Below are 18,958 nucleotides of genomic sequence, written 5' to 3'. Positions count from 1 at the left end.
CGCGTGAGCGCCAGCGACGACCACGCCGTGCGTACTGCCCTGGTGCGTGCGGCCACCGGCCTGACCGCTCCCCTGACCGACGAGTCGGGGGACACGTCGTGGGAGCGGCGGCTCGTCCAGCTGACCCGGGTCGCCGCCCGCACCGTCCCCGGGGCCGATCTGGTCGGCCTGACGCTGCGGGACCGGTACGGCGTCTGCACCACGCCCGGCGGGGGCCCCGCCGAGCTGGACCAGCTCCAGATCGGGCTGCGCGAGGGGCCGAGCCTGGACGCGATCCGGGGCGGGGTGCCCGCCGTCGTCACCGTCGGCGACCTCGACGACGAGCGCGACCGGTGGCCGCGGTTCGCGCCGGCCGCGGTGCACCGGGGCGTGTACGGCGTCCTGTCCGTCGCGCTGGTGCGGCCGGGGGTGGTCCGGGGCGCGGTGACCGTCTACTCACGGACCCGGCACGGCTTCGACCCCTCCGCGACGGCCATCGCCGACGCGTTCGCGCTGCAGGCCGCCGTCGCGCTGCACGGGGCCATGAAGGCCTACCACCTGGAACGGGCCCTGGAGACCCGCGACCTGATCGGGCAGGCCAAGGGCATCCTGATGCACCGGCACGGGATCGACGCCGACCGCGCCTTCCGCATGCTGGTCGGCGCGTCGCAGGCGACGAACATGAAGCTCCCGGACGTCGCCCGGTGGCTGATCGCCGACGCGGAGGCCCCCGTGGAGGTCCCGCCCGGGGTCGGGGTCACGGCCCCCGCGGATGGTCCTCCAGCTCCTGCCGCACCGCGCGCAACAGGAACGTGAGGGCGCAGGGGTGACCGGGGTCGAGGGCCGGCGCCGTGCGCCACACCCACAGGAAGCAGCGTTCCGTCGCCTCCGCGGCCCGGTCCTGGTCCCGCAGCGCGGTGCTCAGGAGCCCGAAGACCAGCGTTCCGGTCCCGTCGTACAACCGGCGGAGCGCGTCGAGGTCCCCGTCGCGGATCGCGCGGAGCAGCGCGGCGAGCTCCCGCGAACTCGGGACCATGCCCTCCGGTCCCCGTCGCAGCTCTGCCGGACTACGCATGTCGCCGTCGTGACCCACCATTGCTCCATCACCGTCGGAACGTCGCCGGGGTCAGGGGCGGCGGACGCCTCTCTCGTGCGGTCGGGAGACCGTGGTGCGAACGTTACCGTCGTGTCCGGTGAACCGCATGATCCGTCGACGCCGCCGGGTCCCGCCGACCGGTACGGTCCGGGTCGGTCGCCCGCACCGGTCCGGAGGTGACAGCAGTGACCGAGGTCCCCGTGCAGCGCCCCGCACCGCTGCACTCCGTGTCGACGGCGCGCCGGTCGGCGGAGCGGCTGCGCGCCGTCGACCGGGCCGGGCTGTCGGCCGATTCCGACGACCGGGTCCTGTCCGACCTGTGCGACGTGGCCCGGGAGCTGGCCGGCGGCGGCTACGCGACGGTGTCGGCGACCGACGGCGTGACGTCGTGGATCTGTGCGGCGAGCGGTGACGGGCCGGAGGCGGGGACGGTGGAGGGCGCGGGCGGCGCCGTCGAGCACGCGGTGGTCGACTCCGGCGTGCCCCTGGTGCTGGACGCCCTGCCCGACGCCCCGGCCGACGGCGACCCCGCTGCGGACACCCCCGGCCGGCCCGGCTCGGTGTGCAGCGTGCCGGTCTTCGGCGAGGCGGGCCACGTCGTCGCGGCGCTGCGGGTGGCGCGCACCGGCTCCGGTGAGTGGACGCCCCGCACGGTACGGCTGCTGACCGCCCTCGCCCGGACCCTCGGCGCGCACCTGCGGATGGCCGGGTCGATGCGGGTCAGCCAGGACCTCGCCGACCGGCTCGGCGCCCGGCTGGCCCGGTCGGAGTCCCAGCAGCAGTCGCTGTCGGACGAGCTGGGCGACTCCCAGCGGCGCACCGACCTGCTGGAGTCGGGGCTGCTGCCACCGGTCCTCCCGGAGATCGTGGGCGCCGAGGTCGCCGCCGTCTACGTCCCCGGTGCGGTCGGCGAGCACGTGGTCGGGGACTTCTACGACCTGTTCGCCGTCGGCGAGCGGTACTGCCTGGTGATCGGCGACGTCTGCGGGAAGGGCGTGCAGGCGTCGCAGATCGCGGTCGTGGCCCGGTACACGATCCGCGGCGCCGCGGCGCGGGACCTCGAGGTGGGGTCGATCGTCGCGAGCGTCGACGGGACCGTCCGGACGATGGACGAGCGGGCGATGCTGACCGTCGTGGTGGTCGTCCTCGAACACGACCCGGACGGCGGGCTGCGCGCGGAGATCGCCAGCGCCGGACACGAGCCCGCACTGGTGCTCCGCGCCGACGGCGCCGTGGAGCGCTACGGCACCGGCGGCACGATGCTCGGCCTCCCGATCCCGTGCCGGGTCGCCACCGACGTGGTCCGGCTCGGCAGCGGCGACGCGCTGCTGCTCTACACCGACGGCGTCACCGAGGCCCGGCCCGTCGCGGGCGCCGACCTGTTCGGCGACGACCGGCTCACCGACCTGTTCCGCACGTGCGCCGGGCTCGACGCCGCGGGCACCGTCGCCGCGGTCCACCGGGGCGTGTCCGCCTACGCCCGCGGGATGACCAAGGACGACACCGCGATCGTGGCGCTGCGGGTCACCTGACCGCCGGCGGGGCGGCCCGTCGCGCCAGCACGTCGGACCAGTGCCGCTGCGCGACCCGGGGGTGGGAGCGCAGCCATCCGGTGAGCGCGTTCTCCCCGTAGCGGGCGTCGAGCGGGTTGTCGGCGTCCTCGCTGATCCCGCGGGCGTCCGCGGCCAGCTCGGCCGGCAGGTCCAGCGGCGCGACGACGGCGTCCAGGCGCGGCGCGAGGAAGAACGGCACCGAGATCCGGTCGACCCCGGGCGGCGGCGACACCACCCGGTGCCGGGTCGCGGTGAGGTAGCCGCGGGTGGCGATCTCCAGCATCTCGCCGATGTTCACCACGAACGCGCCCGGCACCGGGACGGCGTCGATCCAGCCGCCGTCGGGGCCCTCGACCTGCAGCCCGCCGACGACGTCCTGCTGCAGCAGCGCGAGGTAGCCGTAGTCCTTGTGGGCGCCGACGCCCTGGTCGGAGCCGGGGGCCGGGCGACCCGGGTAGCGCACGATCTTGAGGTGCAGCGAGGACTCCTCGTCGAACCAGCCGTCGAAGTAGCCCTCCTGCTGGCCGAGCGCGGCGGCGAGCGCACGGAGCACCTCGCGGGAGACCCGCAGCGCCTCGGCCTGCCAGCGCAGCACGACCCCGCGCAGCTCGGGCAGCGCCGTCGGCCACTGGTTCGGCCCGATCAGCCGCAGCCAGTCCGGCTCCCCGGGCCCGGGCTCGACCGCGGCGCGCTCGGGCCCGATGTCGATCTGCTCGCGCCAGTCGGCGGTGCCGCCGGTGTGCTCGGTCCCGGCCCGGGTGTAGCCGCGGAACTGGGGGGAGTGGACGTTCTCGATCGCGAGACGCTCCTTCAGCGGCAGCGCGAAGAAGCGGCGGGCGAGCGCGTCCATGCCGGTCAGGACGTCGTCGGGGACGCCGTGACCGGTGACGTAGAAGAACCCGACCTCGCGCGCGGCGCGACGAAGCTCCGCGAGGAAGGCGGCCCGCTCGTCCGGGCCGGCGCGGAAGCGGGACAGGTCGACGACCGGGAGCCGGTCGGTGGCGAGGGGCGTCATGGTGCCTCCGACGGGGTGGCGGGCGGGCACCTCGGACGTGGTGCGCCGGGCGCACCAGCCAACCCGGCCGTCGGAGGGGGCGTCAAGGCGCCGGCCGCGAACCGGTCGTGGTCAGCCGCGGCTGCTGCCGACGAGGTGGGCGAACACCACGGTGTTGTCCCGGTAGCTCCGCGCGCCCGGGTCGAAAGATCCGCCACAGGTGATCAGACGCAGTTCTGCGCGGCCGACGTCGCCGTACACGGAACCGGTCGGGAACTCGTTCTTGGGAAACGATCGGACCTCGTCGACGCGGAACGTCGCGGAGATCCCGTCGGCCCGCGTCACGGTGATCTCCTCGCCGGGACGCATCCGGCCGAGGTCGTAGAACACCGAGGGTCCCTCGGCGGCCGAGTCGACGTGACCGAGGATGACCGACGGGCCGCGGAAGCCCGGCGCCGACGACCCCCGGTACCAGGACGCCCGGTCGTAGCCCGGCCCCGGGGCCGGGACCTCGAGGGTGCCGTCCGCTGCCAGACCGGACTGGTCGACGACCGACTCGACCCCGATCGACGGGATCGAGATCGACCGGGGCGGGGAGGGCGGGAGCACCTCGCCCACCGGCCGGGCACCCGCGGGCGCGGTGCCCACCACGGCCGGTCCCGCCGGGCCGGCGGCCGCGGCCACCGGCTCCGGGGGACCGCCCGCGGTCAGCGCCAGCACGAGCACGACCACACCCGCGACGCCCAGCAGGAGCGCGCCCGAGGGGGCGAGCAGCCGCCGGAGGCGGGACGGGTGTGGTGCGGTCATCGGGTACTCCGGTCCTGGTGCCGATCGGGGACCGGTCGTGGTGGTCCACCACGACCGGAGCCGGGGGCGCCGCCCGCCTGTGCGGACGGCACCCCCGGTGCGGATCAGTGCCCGCGGACGCCGCGACGGCGGACGACGAGCACCAGCGCGGAACCGGCGAGCAGCGCGACACCGGTCACGACCAGCGCCGTGTCGGTGCCGGAGGTGCTGCCACCACCGGTCTCGACGCCACCCTGCGGCATCGGCATGGTCCCGCTCGTCGTGTTGACGACGATCGTCGCGATGCCGATGGTGGTGCCGCCCTTGAGGGCGTCGGTCTCGAAGGCGCCGTTCAGGGCCTCGGCGGCCCCGGCGTTCAGGGTGACGGTCGTGCCGGTCAGCGTCGCGGTGCCCGCCGACTCGTCGATCGTGATCGGCTTCAGGGTCGAGCCGTTCAGGTCGAACAGGGTGGTCGACTCGGCGACGGTCTGGCCGCCGGCGCGGACCCGGCCGGTGAGCACGGCGGGGTCGCCCGGGTCGATCACGAAGTTGTCGAGCGTGACCTCGGTGTCGCCCTTGGTCAGGGTCAGGCCGCTGCCCATGTGCTCGATCCGGCCCTGTACGTAGGGCAGCACCTCGTTCGGCTTGTAGACGGTCACGTTGCCGCCGGTGATCGGGAACGACGCGCTGCCGTCGGCGATCGAGGCGGACCCGAACGGGCCGGGGGTGACGTCGAGCGAGGTCAGCGCGTCGGTGAAGCCCTTGTCCAAGGCGACCGAGGTGCTCTTGCCGGTCAGGTTGGAGATCATCGCGACCGGCGGAGGGGTCTCCTGCGCGGAGGCGACGCCGGCGCCCAGCGCGGTCGTCGCGGCGGCGACCAGGCCGATCGTGGCCAGGCCGATCACACGTCGTACGGAATTCGCCATTGTGGTTCTCCTTGGATCGCACCGACCGACGGGCGATTCCCGGCGACCTTTGCTCCTGTGTTCGACGGCCGGAGCGCGGGGGTTCGGAGAAATGCGGGAAAAATGTCCCGGGGCCCGGATATCACCGCGGGTGACGTGTTTCGGGCCCTGGGCAGCGGAGCGTGTGCGGCGGCGCTCAGCTCCCCCGGGGCGGTCGAGCCCGTGGTGCCGGATGCGGGCCTTCATCTCGGCGACGCCGTCGGCGAACCGCCCCTCGTGGACCTCCTCGACGGCGGCCGCACCGGACGCGGTGACGCTCCCGTCGGCGTCGATGAGGCCGGGGCGAGCAGGTGCCGGGCTCCACCGGCAGGCGTCGACGCCCCGATCCTCGCCGCGGCCCGGGCCGCGCTCGCCGCCGTCGGAGCACTCGCACCGCGAAGGTCCGGGCCCCGCCGGGGCGAGTCGTCGTCGACGCCTCGACACCGCCAGATGGCGGACTCCGACTCCGGTTCTGCGAGCAAGCGTCGGTTTCGTCCCGAAGGGTCGGTCTGTCAGCGTGTCGCCTCGACACGGCTCGACGATGACCAACGGAGGTCGCCGGATGCGCGCGCCCGAGGATGCCGAGCCGCATGGCTGACGCGGTCGCCGTCGGCGTGCTCGTGGACGACGCCCGTGCGATCGACACGGTTGTCGACGAGTTCAGTCACGTGCTGCCGTTCTTCGTGCACACGGTGATCCCGCCCGGCGGCACCTGCATCATGCTCGCGCCGGAGCCCGGGTCTCCGCACATGCGGGCCGTGGACGACGCTTCCGTCGCCTACGTCGCGCGCGGTCTCGGTGCGCTCGTGCGTCAGGTCGTCGTCGTGGATCACGGGCCCGCAGTCGCCGGAGCCGACGACGGGGTACGCATCCTGCATTTCATGGAATGGCTCCGAGCGCGGGGGAGACCGGGCCTGGTGCGGTCGTCCGACCTGTGGAACCACTATGTGGTGGCCCGCCTCAAGGGCATGCTGGTCGGCGAGACGGACCTGTTCGACGGCAAGGTGGCGGTACTCGACCAGCTCGACGCGACCAGTCGGTCGGATTATGTCGCCAGTCTCGAGGCGCTGATCGACAGCAGCGGTGACGTGGCGGCGGCCGCCGAGTCGATGTTTCTGCACCCCAACACACTGCGGTACCGCCTACGGCGGATCGCCGAGATCACCGGTCTCGATCTGAACGACCCGGTCGACCGGTTCGTGGTCGAGCTGCAGATCCGTCTGCGGTTCTCGCGCTCCCGTTGACCGCGCCGTCGGTCCGTGCGGCGGCGTGGCGGACGGATTCATTTTCCGCGTGATCACATCACGCGATCCTGGTGTCAACGTCCGCGGGGCCGCACCACACTTCCGAGTGGCGCTCTTGTTCTCCCCGACATTCGGCCCTTCGTCGTCGTGGCCAGAAGTTGTCGATCGAGACGAAGCCGACGTCCGGTCCGTACCTGCGGAATCGTCCCCTTCGTTCTCCGGGCAGCACGCGACGCATTGATCGCGGGCATCAGCCCCCTCCGTCCGATCCCGTCACATCGAGGGGCAGCGGTCCTTCCGCAGACCGGACGGAGGCGGCATCAACTGGAGTCGACAGTCGAGGAGGACTGACGGTGACCACGGAGTGGCAACGGTCGCGAACGCGACGACGCCGATGGGCGACGGTGACGGGAGCGGCGGTGGTCGTCGCGGCACTTCTGGCGGCGCCGGTCGCGATGGCAGGCCCGGACTCGAACACGCACGGGTCGGGAGACCAGCACACCCACCAGGCCGGGAACGGTGACGACGGCAACTGGGTGTCGGCCTGGTCGGCGTCGCCGCAGGGGCCGCCCACGCTGGGCAAGTTCGGCATCGAGACGCTCAGCGGCGACTCGCAGGTGCAGATCGCGCAGCAGATCGTGCCGCCGCCGACGGCGTTCGAGGACGAGACGATCCGGCAGGTCATGTACCTGCACCACGGCGGCAGCGCCGTGCGGATCCAGGTCGCGAACGACTACGGCACCGGTGACACGACGATCCCGTCGGTCACCATCGGCAAGCGGGCCGGCGACTCCGGCGCCGCGGTCGAGGGCGAGCCGCTGCCGGTCACGTTCGACGGCAAGGAGTCGGTGACGATCCCCAAGGGCGAGCGCGTGCTCAGCGACCCGGTGCCGCTGACCACCGAGGCGCTGCAGCACGTCGTCGTGAGCATGTACCTGCCGGGCGGGCAGGGGCCCGCCACGGTGCACGGCAACGCGATGCAGACGTTCTTCACCTCGGCGGGGGACCAGACCGACGCCGTCGACGACGGCGCGTTCGCCGAGCGCGGCATCGTGAACAACCCCTACACCTCGACGTTCACGACCGCGACGTACTACGCGACCAGCATCCAGGTCGAGGGCGAGCCGGGCGACAAGACGATCGTCGCGCTCGGTGACTCGATCACCGACGGCTTCTTCTCCGAGGGCAACACCGACGGCCGGTACCCCGACGTCCTGGCCCGCCGGCTGAAGGCGAACCCGGAGACCGCGCACCTGTCGGTGACCAACCAGGCGATCAGCGCCGGCCGGGTCCTGCGCGACGACGTCGGCCCGTCGACGCTCAACCGCCTCGAGAACGACGTCCTGAACCAGCCGAACCTTGGCGGCGTCCTGTTCCTGCAGGGCATCAACGACATCGGCAACACCCTGTTCCAGGACCGTCCGCGTACCGCGGACGAGCTCATCGAGGGCTACAAGGAGCTGGCCCAGCGCGTGCACGCCGCTGGCGTGCCGATCTACATCGGCACGCTGACGCCCGCGGGCAACCTGGCGCGCCCGACGCCGTTCGGCATGTACTCGCTGCCCGGGCCGGTCGCCGAGCGCAACAAGGTCAACGAGTGGCTCCGGACCGAGGGCACACAGTACTTCGACGGCATCGTCGACCACGACAAGACGATCCGTGACCCGCTGGTCCCGGACTGGATCGCCCTGCAGTACGACGCGCTGGACAACCTGCACCCGAACCAGCTCGGCTACAAGACGATGGCCGAGACCATCCCGCAGGAATACCTCGACGAGATGGCGGGCTGATCCCGTCCGATCGTCGTACCGATCCCGTCGCCGGGTCACGCAGGGAGCGGTGACCCGGCGGCGGGGGGCTCCCCGGCCCGACCCGCCATCTGGCGGGTCGGGCCAACCAAGGTGCGCATGATCGTCGGTGGCGCCGCGGCGCCGGGCCCGCCATCGTCGCCGCAACCACCAACGACGGAGGTCGACAATGAGCAAGTCCATCGATGGCGCCGCGATCGACAGTGTGCTGCGGTCTGCGGTGGAGGCCGGCGCGGTCCCGCACGTCGCGGCGATCGTCGCCGACCGCGACGGCGTGGTCTACGAGGGCGGCTACGGTCCGCGGGTGGCGGGCGAGTCCGGCGACGTGTCGACCTCGACGCACTTCCGGATCATGTCGATGACCAAGATGGTCGCGACGACGGCGGCGCTGCAGCAGCGCGAGCGCGGCGAGCTGGACTTCGACGCGCCGGTGGAGAACTACGTCCCCGAGTTCGCCGACGTGCAGGTCCTCGACGGCTGGGACGGCGACACCCCGAAGCTGCGCGCCCCGAAGACCAAGGCCACGGTCAAGCACCTTCTCACCCACACCTCGGGCCTGGCGTACTGGTTCTGGGACTCCGACATCGTGGCGTTCGAGCAGGCCACCGGAACCCCCAACGTCGTGCCGGGGGACATGGCCGCGTTCGGGGCGCCGATGGTTCACGACCCGGGTGAGCGCTACACCTACGGCATCAACACCGACTGGCTCGGGCGCGTCGTGGAGGCCGTGGCGGGCCAGACCCTCGATGTGGTGGTGAAGGACAACATCACCGGCCCGCTGGGGATGGACGAGACGATGTTCGCCCTCGACGACGCCCGGCAGGGCAACAAGACCCCGGTGCACGTGCCGGGCGAGGGCGGCGGCTGGGGCTCGGCGGGCAACATCCTGCCCGACGACCCGCAGTGGTGGGCCGGTGGTCACGGGTTGCACTCCACGCCGCGTGACTACGTGCGGTTCACGCAGATGCTGCTGCGCAACGGTGAGCTCGACGGCCAGCGGATCCTGCGCTCGGAGACGGTGGACGAGGCGTTCACCAACCAGATCGGGGACCTGGACTTCCCGCACGCGATCCCGACGGCGGACGCGGCGATCACCGGGCCGTTCGACCTGGGCCCGGGCTGGAAGTGGGGCTGGGGCCTGCTGCTCAACCAGGACGATGTGCCGGGTGGACGCAGGGCCGGGACCGGTGCCTGGGCGGGTCTGTTCAACACCCACTTCTGGGTGGACCGCACCACCGGGATCACGGCGTCGATCTACACGAACTCGCTGCCGTTCATCACGCCGCAGGCGCTCGGGCTCTACGGCGACTACGAGCAGGCCGTCTACGCCTCGCTCTGACGACCGGAGTACGGGGACAATGACGTCGTGTCCGTGACGAGACCGCAGTACGACGCTGAGCTGAAGGCCGGCCTGGCCGTCGTCGGCGGGGTGTTCCCGCCGACGATCACGCCGGACCTGATCGGTTTCATGCGGCGTTCCTACGCCTCGCCGCCTCTCGAGGCGGTCATGCGGGAGCGCGGGATCGCACGGCAGGACCACGTGATCGCCGGCCACGGCGGGGACCCGATCGAGGTGTCGGTGCTCCGCCCGGCCGGCGACGCCGATCGCCGGCCCTGCGTCGTCTACGTTCACTCCGGGGGACTGATGTTCGGCGACCGCTTCAGCGGCGCCGACACGGTGCTCGACTGGGTCGACGGCATGGGCGTCGTCCTCGTGACCGTGGAGTACCGGCTCGCCCCCGAGTTCCCCGACCCCTACCCGCGGGAGGACTGCTACCGGGCGCTGGAGTGGGTCGCGGCGAACACCGTGCAGCTCGGGATCCGGCGTGACCGGATCCTGCTCGCCGGGGCGAGCTCGGGCGGCGGCATCGTCGCGGGGATGGCGCTGGCCGCGCGCGACCGCGGCGGGCCCGTCGCCTGCGGTCAGGTCCTGGACTACCCGATGCTCGACGACCGGGGTCTCACGGCGTCGACCGGCCAGTTCGACGGCGTCGGGGTCTGGGACCGGATCAGCAACGAGACCGGGTGGACGGCGCTGCTCGGCGAGCGTCGCGGCGGACCGGACGTCTCCCCCTACGCGGCGCCCGCCCGGGCGCACGACCTGGCCGGCCTGCCGCCGGCGTTCCTGGACGTCGGCGCTGCCGAGATCTTTCGCGACGAGGCGATCGCCTACGCGGACCGGATCTGGACCGCGGGCGGCGACGCGGAGCTGCACGTCTGGTCGGGCGGCTTCCACGCGTTCGACATCTTCGCCCCGCACACGGTGCTGAGCCGGGGGATGGTGCGGACCCGCAACGCGTGGGTCGAGAAGATCCTGCTGGACTGACCGTCCGGCGCAGGCACCGTGGCCCGTGGTGAGCTGCGTTACTAGGATGGGTGTCGACCGAGGATGGTGAGCCGCGTGCAGGAGCTCCTGGGTCGTCTGTCCGCCCTGGACCCCGAGGCCACCGTGGGCCTCCGTGTCATCGCGTGCTTCGACGAGCTGGTGATCGGGAACGTGAACACACGCGGCCTGTTGAGCGCCGCCGCGTCGCTCGCCGGCTGCAACGCCGGGTTCCGCCAGGACGTCCCGCACCGGTCGCTGCGCGTGACGCCGCGCGGCGAGCTGCTCCGCGAGTCCGGCGCCGGGCCGTCGCCCGAACCCGGACCTGCCTCGGCGAAGTTGGACGGGATCACCGTCTGGATCGAGCGGACAGGTCCGGCGCACGCCAACGACGACATCATCCTCGAGCGGCTCGCCCTCGCGGTCCGCATCCGGCACGGCAGCGGTCGTCGGGACCTGGAGAACCGTCGCGAGCTGGGCCTGCTGCTGGACGGGACGGTCCCGGCCGAGGACCGCAGGACTGCGGCGTGCCGCATCCACCTCACACCCGGGCGGGCCTACCGGGTCGTCGCGGCGCCGCTGTTCGCGGTGTGGGACGAGCACCCGTCCGGCCCCGAGGACGTCGTCGCCACGCCGCACGGCCTGATCCACGCGCTGGTTCTGCCGGCCGAGCACGAGTCGGTCTCGGCCCGCCCGGCGGGCATCGGGGTCGCGACCGAGCTGGAACAGCTGCACCGGTCGTTCGTCACCGCGGTCGTCGCACTGCGGTTGTGCGACCAGCCGGGGACGACCTCCGTGCTGGCGGACACCTATGGCGGGCTCGTCGGCCTCCTCGCGGACATGCCGACCGACGCCGACCTGCCCGACGTCGACACCCTCGGCTCCGTGATGGCCCACGCCTGGGGCCCGGCGACGGTGGACGCACTCGTCCGCGCCGGGTCCGTCCGTCATGCGTCCCGGATCGCGGGCGTTCATCACAGCACGCTCCAGGCGCGGCTCGACGCGATCGGCGAGGCGATGGGTTTCGAGCCGTTCGACGACGGCATCGGCCGCTCCCGCCTCGGCATCGCCTACCTGGTGTGGCGCCTGCGCAACTCGCGCGTGCTGGACCTGCCCGCCCCGGCCGCGAGCGGCGCGTCGGAGGCCGACCGGGACCGGTCGGCCGAGCGCTCCTGAGCCTTGGTGATCACCGCAGTGACGGTCGAAGGTCGCTCTCGGAGCGAGATGTCCCAGGTGTCCTGACAGGTGGGGTGCACGAGGAGGATCCGACCGGTCTCGTCGAGGACCGATGCGCCTGCGGCGACGCGGGGAGTGGCGAACGTTTCGCCCGGGTCGGACACGCTGCGAGCACACGGCCGCCGAGGCGGGGACGTGGTCAGTCCGGGGCGACGACCAGTGCTGTGAGCGCGGCTCGGAGGGCCGGTCGCTGATCGCCGCCTGTGCGCCAGACGGCCTGGACATGTCGTTCGACCGTCGGCCGGAACGGCAGGAACCGCACCGCTGCGGGGACCTCTCCGCGACCGAGGCGGGGCACGACGCCGACCCCCAGACCGGCTGCGACGAGAGCGAGTTGGGTGGGGTGCTCGGCTGCCTCGTGGGCGATGCGGGGCTCGATCCCGTGACCGCGCAGGACCCCGAGCAGCCACTGGTGGCAGCTCGATCCTTGCGGCCAGCTGATCCAGCGCTCGTCGTGAAGGTCGTCCACGGTGACGGAGCTCTGCTCCGCCAGGCGATGGCCCGCGGGCACCGCCAGGTCGACGGTGTCGACCAGCACGGTCTCACCGGAGAGCCCGTCGGGCAGGACGAAGGGGTTCGAGGGACAGTACTGGTTGACGACGAGATCGACGGCGCCCCGGAGCAGCTGGGGCAACGCACGATGGGGGTCGTACTCGACGATCCGGACGTTCAACCTCGGATACCGGGTGTCGAGCCGGGCCACCGCGTCGGGGATCAGTCCGCGTACTGCGGTGGCGAACGCGGCGATCGTGAGATCGCCGTGCACCGTCCCCCGGTGTCTCTCGACCTCCGCTCGTGCGCGTTCCACCGACGCCAGGATCTGCTCGGCATGACGGGCGAGCAGCTGCCCGGAGTCGGTCAGCCGCACTCCGCGCCCGTCACGTTCGAGCAACCGGTCGCCCATCTCGCGTTCCAGCTTGGACAGCTGTTGTGAGGCGGCGGAGGCGGTGATGCACAACGCCTGTGCGGCGACGGAGATCGAGCCGTAGGTCGCCACCGCGTGCAGCGCGCGGAGCCGCTCCAGGTTCACATAAGAGACACTAACGTTCTGGGGCTGAGAACTCTTGATTTTCTTCGCGATCGCGCGCCGGTACAGATGGGGGTGTGGCACACACGCTCAGTCACCAGATGATCGAGAACGGCTGATGGAGGGCTCGGACGGACAGGCCCCCGAGGCGGCCGAGGAGGCTGTCGCCGATGACGACTCCCGGCTCGGGCGCCATCTGACACCGGGCCCCGCCCTCGCGCTCGCGGTGACCACCGTGATCGGCGGAGGCGCGTTGGCGCTGCCCGGAGTGGCGCTCGACGGAGCGGGCGACGACGCGGTGCTCGGCTGGGCTCTGGCCGGACTGATCACCATCCCGTTGCTGGTCGTGTTCTCCCGTCTGGGCGCCCGCTATCCGACGGCCGGTGGCATCGCCGGGTTCGTCCAGCCGCGATTCGGACGCCGGGCCGCGGCCGGGGTCGAGATGGTCCTGCTCGGAACCGTGAGTCTGGGGATGCCGGCCATCGCGTTGAGCGGCGGCGGCTACCTGGCAGCGGCCGTCGGTGCATCTGCGGACACCGCGTGGGTGGGCGCGATCGCGCTGTTGCTGCTGGTCACCGGCACCCTTTATGCAGGTGCGGCCCTCTCGACCCGCCTTCAGACCGCGCTGGCCGTCGTCCTGACGATCGCTCTCCTCGCTGTCGGCCTCGTGGGTCTTCTGTCGCCGGCGGCGGAGTTCACTCCACCGTCGTTCACCGCGGCCGGTTGGGGGAACGCCTTCGGGGTCGTGGGGGTGCTGTTCTTCGGGTTGACGGGCTGGGAGATCGTCGCCTTCACGCTGGGGGAGTACGAGAATCCGAAGCGGGACTTTCCTCGTGTGGTCGCTCTGAGCTTCGTCATCGTCATCGGCGTCTATCTGGTACTGGCGGCCGGCATTCAGGCGATCCTTCGTCCGGGGGACGCGACGAACGAGACTGCACCCGTCGCCGAGCTGGTCAGCCGGGCGGTCTCTCCGGAGGCGGCCGTGTTCGTCTCGGTCCTCGGGGTCGTCATCCTCGCGGCGAACCTGGTCGGGGCCATGTGGGGTGCGTCCCGACTGGTCTACTCGAGCTCCGGGGAAGGGCTGCTCCCACGAGGTCTGTTCCATGTCGCAGGCGCCAGTCGGACTCCTCGCCGTGCCGTCCTGGTGGTCGGAGGCGCCTTCGTCCTCCTTGTCGGTGCCTCGGCGCTGGGGCTGATCAGCGTCACGACGATGTTCGAGGTCGCCGGCCAGAACTTCTTCCTGCTCTACGTGGTGACCGCCGCCGTCTACGGAGTCGAGGCGCGCAGCCGGGTCGCTCGATGTTTCGGGTTGCTGCTCGCTGCCGCTCTCGCGGCGGTTGCTCTTCTGGGGTTCGACCCTCTCGCTCTGTTCTATCCCGCAGTCCTGTTCATGATCGGTTCTCTGATCTTCCGGTCGCGAGCCTGAGTCGCAACACTGCTCTCCCTTCTACTTTCGGCCACCGACCTTGAATGTCAACGAATAGTGGCACGTCCTCGGCGTGTCGCGACAGCGGAGCGTCGACGGTGTGGCACTCAGATGTCTTGCGAGGCTGCGATGTCCGTCCGAACGATGTGACCGGCGTAGGTCTTTCATGTCCGCTTCGACATCCACCGAGCAGACTCGCTCACTTCCTCCTCAGGGCCAGGATGCTGACTTCAGCTCTCCCCTTTCCCTGCATCTTCGGTGGTTCGTTCTTCGTCGTGGCGAACGCCCCGTTTCATGCGCAGCGGTCGAGTCGCTTCTTCGAGTATATGGCGATCACGTTTCGGTCACGCTTCGTCCCTGACGACATCGCTGAGAGCGCGCCTGCCGGAAAGAACGCTCGGAAGATCATTCGGGGCCGACCGGCCGTTCATTCCGCCCGTGCTCGGCGCTTCCTGTGCAGAGGGACGGTCACCGCACCAGGGGGCTTCGCAACAGCGGGTCGCACCGGCTGGGAATGTCCGCTCCGTCCGGCCCCGGGTGACGTTCTGAAGTGGCCCCGGTGGTCGGGCGCCGGGCGTCTGCTGTCTCAGGCCAGCGAGCTGATCATCTTTTCGGCGATTTGTCGTTGGTCGAGGTCGCTTGTGTCGATCGTTCGGGCTCCGCGTGGGCGCGGGTCGTGCCGGCTCTCGTGGACGGCCGCGGCGATCGCGTCGGCCAGCGCATCGTTGGTGAGGCCGAGGCGGTGGTCGCCCTGGATGACCGGGCCGCCGCCTTGAGCCCGAGCGGTGATCCGTTCGGCGAGGGCGGCCGCGGAGGCGTCCAGCCAGAACAGCGCGGGTGAGTCACCGCTGTCAGGGTCTTCGTGCTGGGCATCGAGCAGCAGCGCGATGGTGCGGGGATCGCCGGTGATGACGACGGTCGCCGCGCCGCCGTGTGCCAGGCAGCCGGCGACCGCACGGGCGTTGGCGGCGCGTAGTGGCCCGAGGTGATCTCCGCGCACGTGTCTTCCGAGGAACCCGAGCTGGTGGGCGTCGAGATAGCCGACCGGCTCGCCCGCTCTGGCCAACAGCGAGAACGTCTGGAACCCGGCGGTGGACACGCCGACTCCTCCCGGCCCGGTGATCACCACAAGGCGGCGTGGTGGTGTCGCGGTTGTGGGCGGACGTCGGGCCGGCGTGGCGAGGTGCCCCGAGCTGGTCTGTTGAATGTGGGTCAGTGCGGCGTCGGTGACGTGGTCAGCGAGCTCGGTGGGAGTCCGTCCCGTCGTGTTCAGGCGCAGGTCGGCGAGCTCGGGGGCGATCCGGTGGGCGTAATCCACCGCGTCGTCGGCGAGCTCGGTGAGCCAGCCGCGGCGGTCCACCCGCTCGCGGATGGTGTCGCTGTCCGCCTCCAGATGGATGGCCAGGACGCGTGAGCGCTCGACGTCAGGGAGCAGGCGAGTCAGGTGATCGGTGTCGTCGAGGAGTCCGGCGACGATGAGGGCGTGTGCTCCATGGGCCTGATAGTTGTGGATCAACGAGGGAAGCGCGGCAGCGATCAGGTCAGCTTCGGTGGCCCGGGTGCCGCTGGCCAGCCGGAGCTGGTCGGCGTCGACGAACGCTGCCGTCACCCCGGCGGTGGCCAGGTGGGTCAGCGTCCGGTAGCCGACGGTGGACTTCCCTACCCCCGATGTCCCGAGAAGCCAGATGATCGGCAGCACGTTCGCACCGTAGGAGCGACCCACCGCGGGGAGGAACCGGATTTCGGGGCCGTCTCCGGAAGGCATACGGGAGATCCGCGCCCTTGGTGACCGCGCGCGGGTGACGGGCGACCTCACGACGGCCGTCGACCACGATCACCTCGCTCGCGTGCAGGGAGCACCCGCACCCCTCGCCTGATCGGTCGCGCCGGAACCGAGTAGCGGCACTGGCGGGCGGTGACCCGGGCGTGCTGGTCGACCCGCGGTTCAGCATCAGCCCGGGCTCGAACGCCTCGTTCGGCAGGGGGCGCAGCATGGTGGCGTCGGTGGCGAAGTCGTGGCCGACAGTGCGGACTCGGTTGGCGATCCGGCGGGCGTCGTCGGCGTCATCGAACGCGGTGAGGTGCTCGTTGAGCTCCGAGAGCGACGCGATGCGTGGGACGGGGACGAGATGGGTGCGACGGAACCGGCCGCCCTCGCCCAGCGTTGCCACTGTCGTGCGCCACGAGGTCGAGACACGGAGCGGGCGTAGCGGCGACTCACTCCACGTCCAGGTCCACGACCACCAGTCAAAGGATCGTCGTTGTGCCTCTGACCTGCGTGCCCCCGGCAGGATTCGAACCTGCGGCACCCGCTTTAGGAGCTTTCACCTACCTGTACTGATAGCTGTTGAACAGGGATTCTAGTGGCAGATTGCCCGGTAAACATGGCTCCACGGGTGTGAGTGGGCACGAATTCGCGCCACGAATGGCTCCACGCGGTCGGGCTGGTTCGCAGCCGGCGGGCGCGGCTCAGGCGGCCTTCGGGCGCTGCTCGACGACCTCGGAGCGGTAGCTCTCGATGATGTCCATGAACTCGGTGTGCTCGGCGGAGGGGACGCCGCAGAAGTTGAGTGTGGACGCGATCTCCATGGCGACGGCGTCGAACTGCTCGTCGGTGATCTTCAGGGTTTCGTGGGCCTTGACCATGTCGAGGCCGGGGTAGCACGGTGGGCCGCCCGCGGCCTGTACGGACCAGGCCGTGACCAGGAACTTGTAGCCGGGCGCGTTCGCCGGCACACCGTGGTGGGCGTGCACGCCGTCGTTCGCGTTGACCGAAGCGTTCTCGAAGAGCCGGTCGACGAGGATGTCAACCGCGCCGGCGATGCCGTAGACGCCGCCGAGGCGTTCGTACAGGGACTGCTCGGTCATGACGTTGCTCCACTCCGGTGTAGGGCGCGTGTTCGGTGCGACCGCGTGATGACGATCACTCCCTACCGTCCCCGAGCGAGGGGGTCTGGTCAATAGTGCACAACCGATTGGCTTGAGGGCTGTGCCCGGGGCCGCGGTGGTTGACAGGTGCCCTTGGCGCGGCGGGTCCGGTTGCGCACTGTGGAGTAGCTTCGGGGGCTCATTCGACTGCCGTGGTCGCCTGGCCCCTGTGTTCACGAACGTCGAGCGTGACGGCGGTGCGCCTTCGGCAGGGAGAGACCGTGGCGGAAGACGAGATCTCGCTGGAAGCCCACATCGCGCTGGTTGAGCAGCTTCCTTACCGCCTCGCGACCGTGGTTGCTGTCGGAGCACTGACGTCGTCGGAGGCGCAGGACGTCGTGTCGCGAGCCAGGCTGTTGTTGCAGGCGAGAGTGGCGGTCGGTAACGCCGCCGGAGTCCAGGCCTGAGACCTCGCCGCCTGCGCCCCCCATTTGGGGGATTACCGCTGTGATGGGCGTGTCGTTGTCCGGGGTAGGGGCTCCGGAGCGGCGCCCCACGAATCCCGACCTCGGAGATGCGGCCCCGGACCCGGTCGCCCCGTCGGGCCGACACGAGGAGACCTCGTGTTCCACGGTTTCACCAAGAAGTTCCTGAACGACTCGATCGAACGCAGCACCGACAACGCGATGGACCGTCGTCGCTTCCTGCGCGCGGCCGGGCTCACCGGTGCGGGGGTCGCCGGTCTCGGTGTTCTCGGCAGCGGCATCGCGTCCGCGAGCGAGGGCGGCCTGCTGGGCGGGCTCGGTCTCGGTGACAGCGGCAGCGGCAGCGACGACGGCGGCGTCTCCGACGCCGCTGTCCTGAACTTCGCGCTCAACCTCGAGTACCTGGAGGCCGAGTTCTACCTGCGCGCAGTCACCGGCGAAGGTCTGAAGGACTCCCAGATCGACGGCAAGGGGGACCTGGGCGGCGTCACCGGCGGCTACAAGGTCCGATTCGAGACGAAGATCGGCCGTCAGTACGCCGAGGAGATCGCCCAGGACGAGCGGGCGCACGTCGACTTCCTGCGCTCCGCCCTCGGTGAGGCCCGCGTGGCGCGTCCGGAGATCAATCTGCAGGAGGCGTTCACCGCAGCCGCGCAGGCCGCCGGGGTGATCGGCAAGAACGAGACGTTCGACCCGTTCAAGGACGAGACGAGCTTCCTGCTCGGCGCCTTCATCTTCGAGGACGTCGGCGTCACCGCCTACAAGGGCGCGGCGCCGTTGGTGTCGAACAAGACCTTCCTGGAGGCGGCCGCCGGCATCCTCGCCGTCGAGGCCTACCACGCAGGTCTGGTGCGGACCCTGCTGCTCCAGGGTGGTGCGGCCGACGTGGTCGGGAAGATCTCCGACGCCCGGGACTCGCTGGACGGGCCGTCCGATCTGGACCAGGGGATCGTCGACGGCAACGGCAACGCCAACATCGTCCCGGCCGATGAGAACTCGATCGCGTTCTCTCGGACCCCGGGTCAGGTTCTCAACATCGTCTACCTGAACCCTCAGGCCGTTACCTCGGGAGGGTTCTTCCCGGAGGGCGTCAACGGGGCGGTCGACACCAGCGACGCGAACGGCTGACCTCGCGAGACAGGTCCCCCCGACACACAGAGAAGGGGGGGGGGGGGGGGGCGGGGGGGGG

The 18,958-nt window shown here is 71.2% G+C and carries 17 protein-coding genes and 1 pseudogene; 11 read left to right on the top strand and 7 right to left on the bottom strand.

Going from position 1 to position 18,958, the window contains the following annotated elements; translation table 11 throughout:
- Positions 1–3 precede the first annotated feature (3 nt).
- Positions 4–795, top strand: a complete 792-nt coding sequence (locus WHI96_RS24160; RefSeq protein ID WP_345643382.1) for a GAF and ANTAR domain-containing protein — start codon at positions 4–6, stop codon at positions 793–795.
- Here the strand turns inward: WHI96_RS24160 and WHI96_RS24155 are convergent.
- Positions 737–1,015, bottom strand: a complete 279-nt coding sequence (locus tag WHI96_RS24155; RefSeq protein ID WP_345643379.1) for a sigma-70 family RNA polymerase sigma factor — start codon at positions 1,013–1,015, stop codon at positions 737–739. The genes WHI96_RS24160 and WHI96_RS24155 overlap by 59 nt on opposite strands.
- Before the next feature lie 245 nt (positions 1,016–1,260).
- Between WHI96_RS24155 and WHI96_RS24150 the strand changes: the two genes are divergently transcribed.
- Positions 1,261–2,607 (top strand): PP2C family protein-serine/threonine phosphatase, encoded by a 1,347-nt coding sequence (locus tag WHI96_RS24150; RefSeq protein ID WP_345643376.1) that lies wholly within the window; start codon positions 1,261–1,263, stop codon positions 2,605–2,607.
- Here the strand turns inward: WHI96_RS24150 and WHI96_RS24145 are convergent.
- The 3 genes from WHI96_RS24145 to WHI96_RS24135 form a co-directional block, all read right to left on the bottom strand.
- Complete coding sequence (locus WHI96_RS24145) at positions 2,600–3,643, bottom strand: isopenicillin N synthase family dioxygenase (protein ID WP_345643374.1); 1,044 nt, start codon at positions 3,641–3,643, stop codon at positions 2,600–2,602. The two genes, WHI96_RS24150 and WHI96_RS24145, sit on opposite strands and share 8 nt — an antisense overlap.
- A 111-nt stretch (positions 3,644–3,754) precedes the next feature.
- The gene (locus tag WHI96_RS24140; RefSeq protein WP_345643371.1) at positions 3,755–4,429 is read right to left on the bottom strand and encodes a class F sortase; all 675 of its coding nucleotides are present in this window, start codon (positions 4,427–4,429) and stop codon (positions 3,755–3,757) included.
- A 104-nt stretch (positions 4,430–4,533) separates the two neighbouring features.
- Positions 4,534–5,334, bottom strand: a complete 801-nt coding sequence (locus WHI96_RS24135; protein WP_345643368.1) for a GVDTG sorting domain-containing protein — start codon at positions 5,332–5,334, stop codon at positions 4,534–4,536.
- 608 nt (positions 5,335–5,942) lie between these two features.
- On the opposite strand from WHI96_RS24135, the gene WHI96_RS24130 reads away from it, so the two are divergent.
- The 5 genes from WHI96_RS24130 (at position 5,943) to WHI96_RS24110 (ending at position 11,903) form a co-directional block, all read left to right on the top strand.
- A complete protein-coding gene (locus tag WHI96_RS24130; RefSeq protein ID WP_345643365.1) occupies positions 5,943–6,596 on the top strand; it encodes a helix-turn-helix domain-containing protein in 654 nt (217 codons plus the stop codon).
- Positions 6,597–7,015: 419 nt separating this feature from the next.
- Positions 7,016–8,386 (top strand): GDSL-type esterase/lipase family protein, encoded by a 1,371-nt coding sequence (locus tag WHI96_RS24125; RefSeq protein ID WP_345643363.1) that lies wholly within the window; start codon positions 7,016–7,018, stop codon positions 8,384–8,386.
- Positions 8,387–8,573: 187 nt separating this feature from the next.
- The gene (locus tag WHI96_RS24120) at positions 8,574–9,743 is read left to right on the top strand and encodes a serine hydrolase domain-containing protein (RefSeq protein ID WP_345643360.1); all 1,170 of its coding nucleotides are present in this window, start codon (positions 8,574–8,576) and stop codon (positions 9,741–9,743) included.
- 27 nt (positions 9,744–9,770) lie between these two features.
- Complete coding sequence (locus WHI96_RS24115; protein ID WP_345643357.1) at positions 9,771–10,730, top strand: alpha/beta hydrolase; 960 nt, start codon at positions 9,771–9,773, stop codon at positions 10,728–10,730.
- Positions 10,731–10,805: 75 nt separating this feature from the next.
- Positions 10,806–11,903 carry a CdaR family protein gene (locus WHI96_RS24110; protein ID WP_345643354.1) on the top strand — a complete coding sequence of 366 codons (1,098 nt, stop codon included), beginning with the start codon at positions 10,806–10,808 and terminating at the stop codon, positions 11,901–11,903.
- Positions 11,904–12,102: 199 nt separating this feature from the next.
- Here the strand turns inward: WHI96_RS24110 and WHI96_RS24105 are convergent, their stop codons facing one another.
- On the bottom strand, positions 12,103–12,993 hold the full coding sequence (locus WHI96_RS24105) for a LysR family transcriptional regulator (protein WP_345643352.1): 891 nt from the start codon (positions 12,991–12,993) through the stop codon (positions 12,103–12,105).
- A gap of 115 nt (positions 12,994–13,108) precedes the next feature.
- On the opposite strand from WHI96_RS24105, the gene WHI96_RS24100 reads away from it, so the two are divergent.
- Entirely contained in the window at positions 13,109–14,416 is a 1,308-nt protein-coding gene (locus WHI96_RS24100; protein WP_345643350.1) for an APC family permease, read from the top strand.
- Between the two features lie 44 nt (positions 14,417–14,460).
- Positions 14,461–14,826: pseudogene (locus WHI96_RS27940) on the top strand (YqcI/YcgG family protein); the annotation flags it as partial.
- 176 nt (positions 14,827–15,002) lie between these two features.
- Here the strand turns inward: WHI96_RS27940 and WHI96_RS24095 are convergent.
- Positions 15,003–16,115 (bottom strand): AAA family ATPase, encoded by a 1,113-nt coding sequence (locus WHI96_RS24095; protein ID WP_345643347.1) that lies wholly within the window; start codon positions 16,113–16,115, stop codon positions 15,003–15,005.
- Between the two features lie 770 nt (positions 16,116–16,885).
- Positions 16,886–17,284, bottom strand: coding sequence for a group I truncated hemoglobin (locus WHI96_RS24090; protein ID WP_345643344.1), 399 nt, complete (start codon positions 17,282–17,284; stop codon positions 16,886–16,888).
- 281 nt (positions 17,285–17,565) lie between these two features.
- On the opposite strand from WHI96_RS24090, the gene WHI96_RS24085 reads away from it, so the two are divergent.
- Positions 17,566–17,751, top strand: a complete 186-nt coding sequence (locus WHI96_RS24085; protein WP_345643342.1) for a hypothetical protein — start codon at positions 17,566–17,568, stop codon at positions 17,749–17,751.
- Positions 17,752–17,907: 156 nt separating this feature from the next.
- Positions 17,908–18,897, top strand: a complete 990-nt coding sequence (locus WHI96_RS24080) for a ferritin-like domain-containing protein (RefSeq protein WP_425571564.1) — start codon at positions 17,908–17,910, stop codon at positions 18,895–18,897.
- The last annotated feature ends 61 nt before the right edge of the window (positions 18,898–18,958 follow it).

Source organism: Pseudonocardia tropica, from assembly GCF_040105315.1.
Taxonomy (GTDB): Bacteria; Actinomycetota; Actinomycetes; order Mycobacteriales; family Pseudonocardiaceae; genus Pseudonocardia; species Pseudonocardia alni.
This window is presented reverse-complemented; position numbering and strand designations above follow the sequence as displayed.

Excerpts from the sequence above, each read along its gene's own strand:
- WHI96_RS24155 (WP_345643379.1), bottom strand. The coding sequence starts at position 1,015 with ATGGTCCCGAGTTCGCGGGAGCTCGCCGCGCTGCTCCGCGCGATCCGC.
- WHI96_RS24145 (WP_345643374.1), bottom strand. The coding sequence starts at position 3,643 with ATGACGCCCCTCGCCACCGACCGGCTCCCGGTCGTCGACCTGTCCCGC.
- WHI96_RS24140 (WP_345643371.1), bottom strand. The coding sequence starts at position 4,429 with ATGACCGCACCACACCCGTCCCGCCTCCGGCGGCTGCTCGCCCCCTCG.
- WHI96_RS24135 (WP_345643368.1), bottom strand. The coding sequence starts at position 5,334 with ATGGCGAATTCCGTACGACGTGTGATCGGCCTGGCCACGATCGGCCTG.
- WHI96_RS24130 (WP_345643365.1), top strand. The coding sequence starts at position 5,943 with ATGGCTGACGCGGTCGCCGTCGGCGTGCTCGTGGACGACGCCCGTGCG.
- WHI96_RS24120 (WP_345643360.1), top strand. The coding sequence starts at position 8,574 with ATGAGCAAGTCCATCGATGGCGCCGCGATCGACAGTGTGCTGCGGTCT.
- WHI96_RS24100 (WP_345643350.1), top strand. The coding sequence starts at position 13,109 with ATGGAGGGCTCGGACGGACAGGCCCCCGAGGCGGCCGAGGAGGCTGTC.
- WHI96_RS24090 (WP_345643344.1), bottom strand. The coding sequence starts at position 17,284 with ATGACCGAGCAGTCCCTGTACGAACGCCTCGGCGGCGTCTACGGCATC.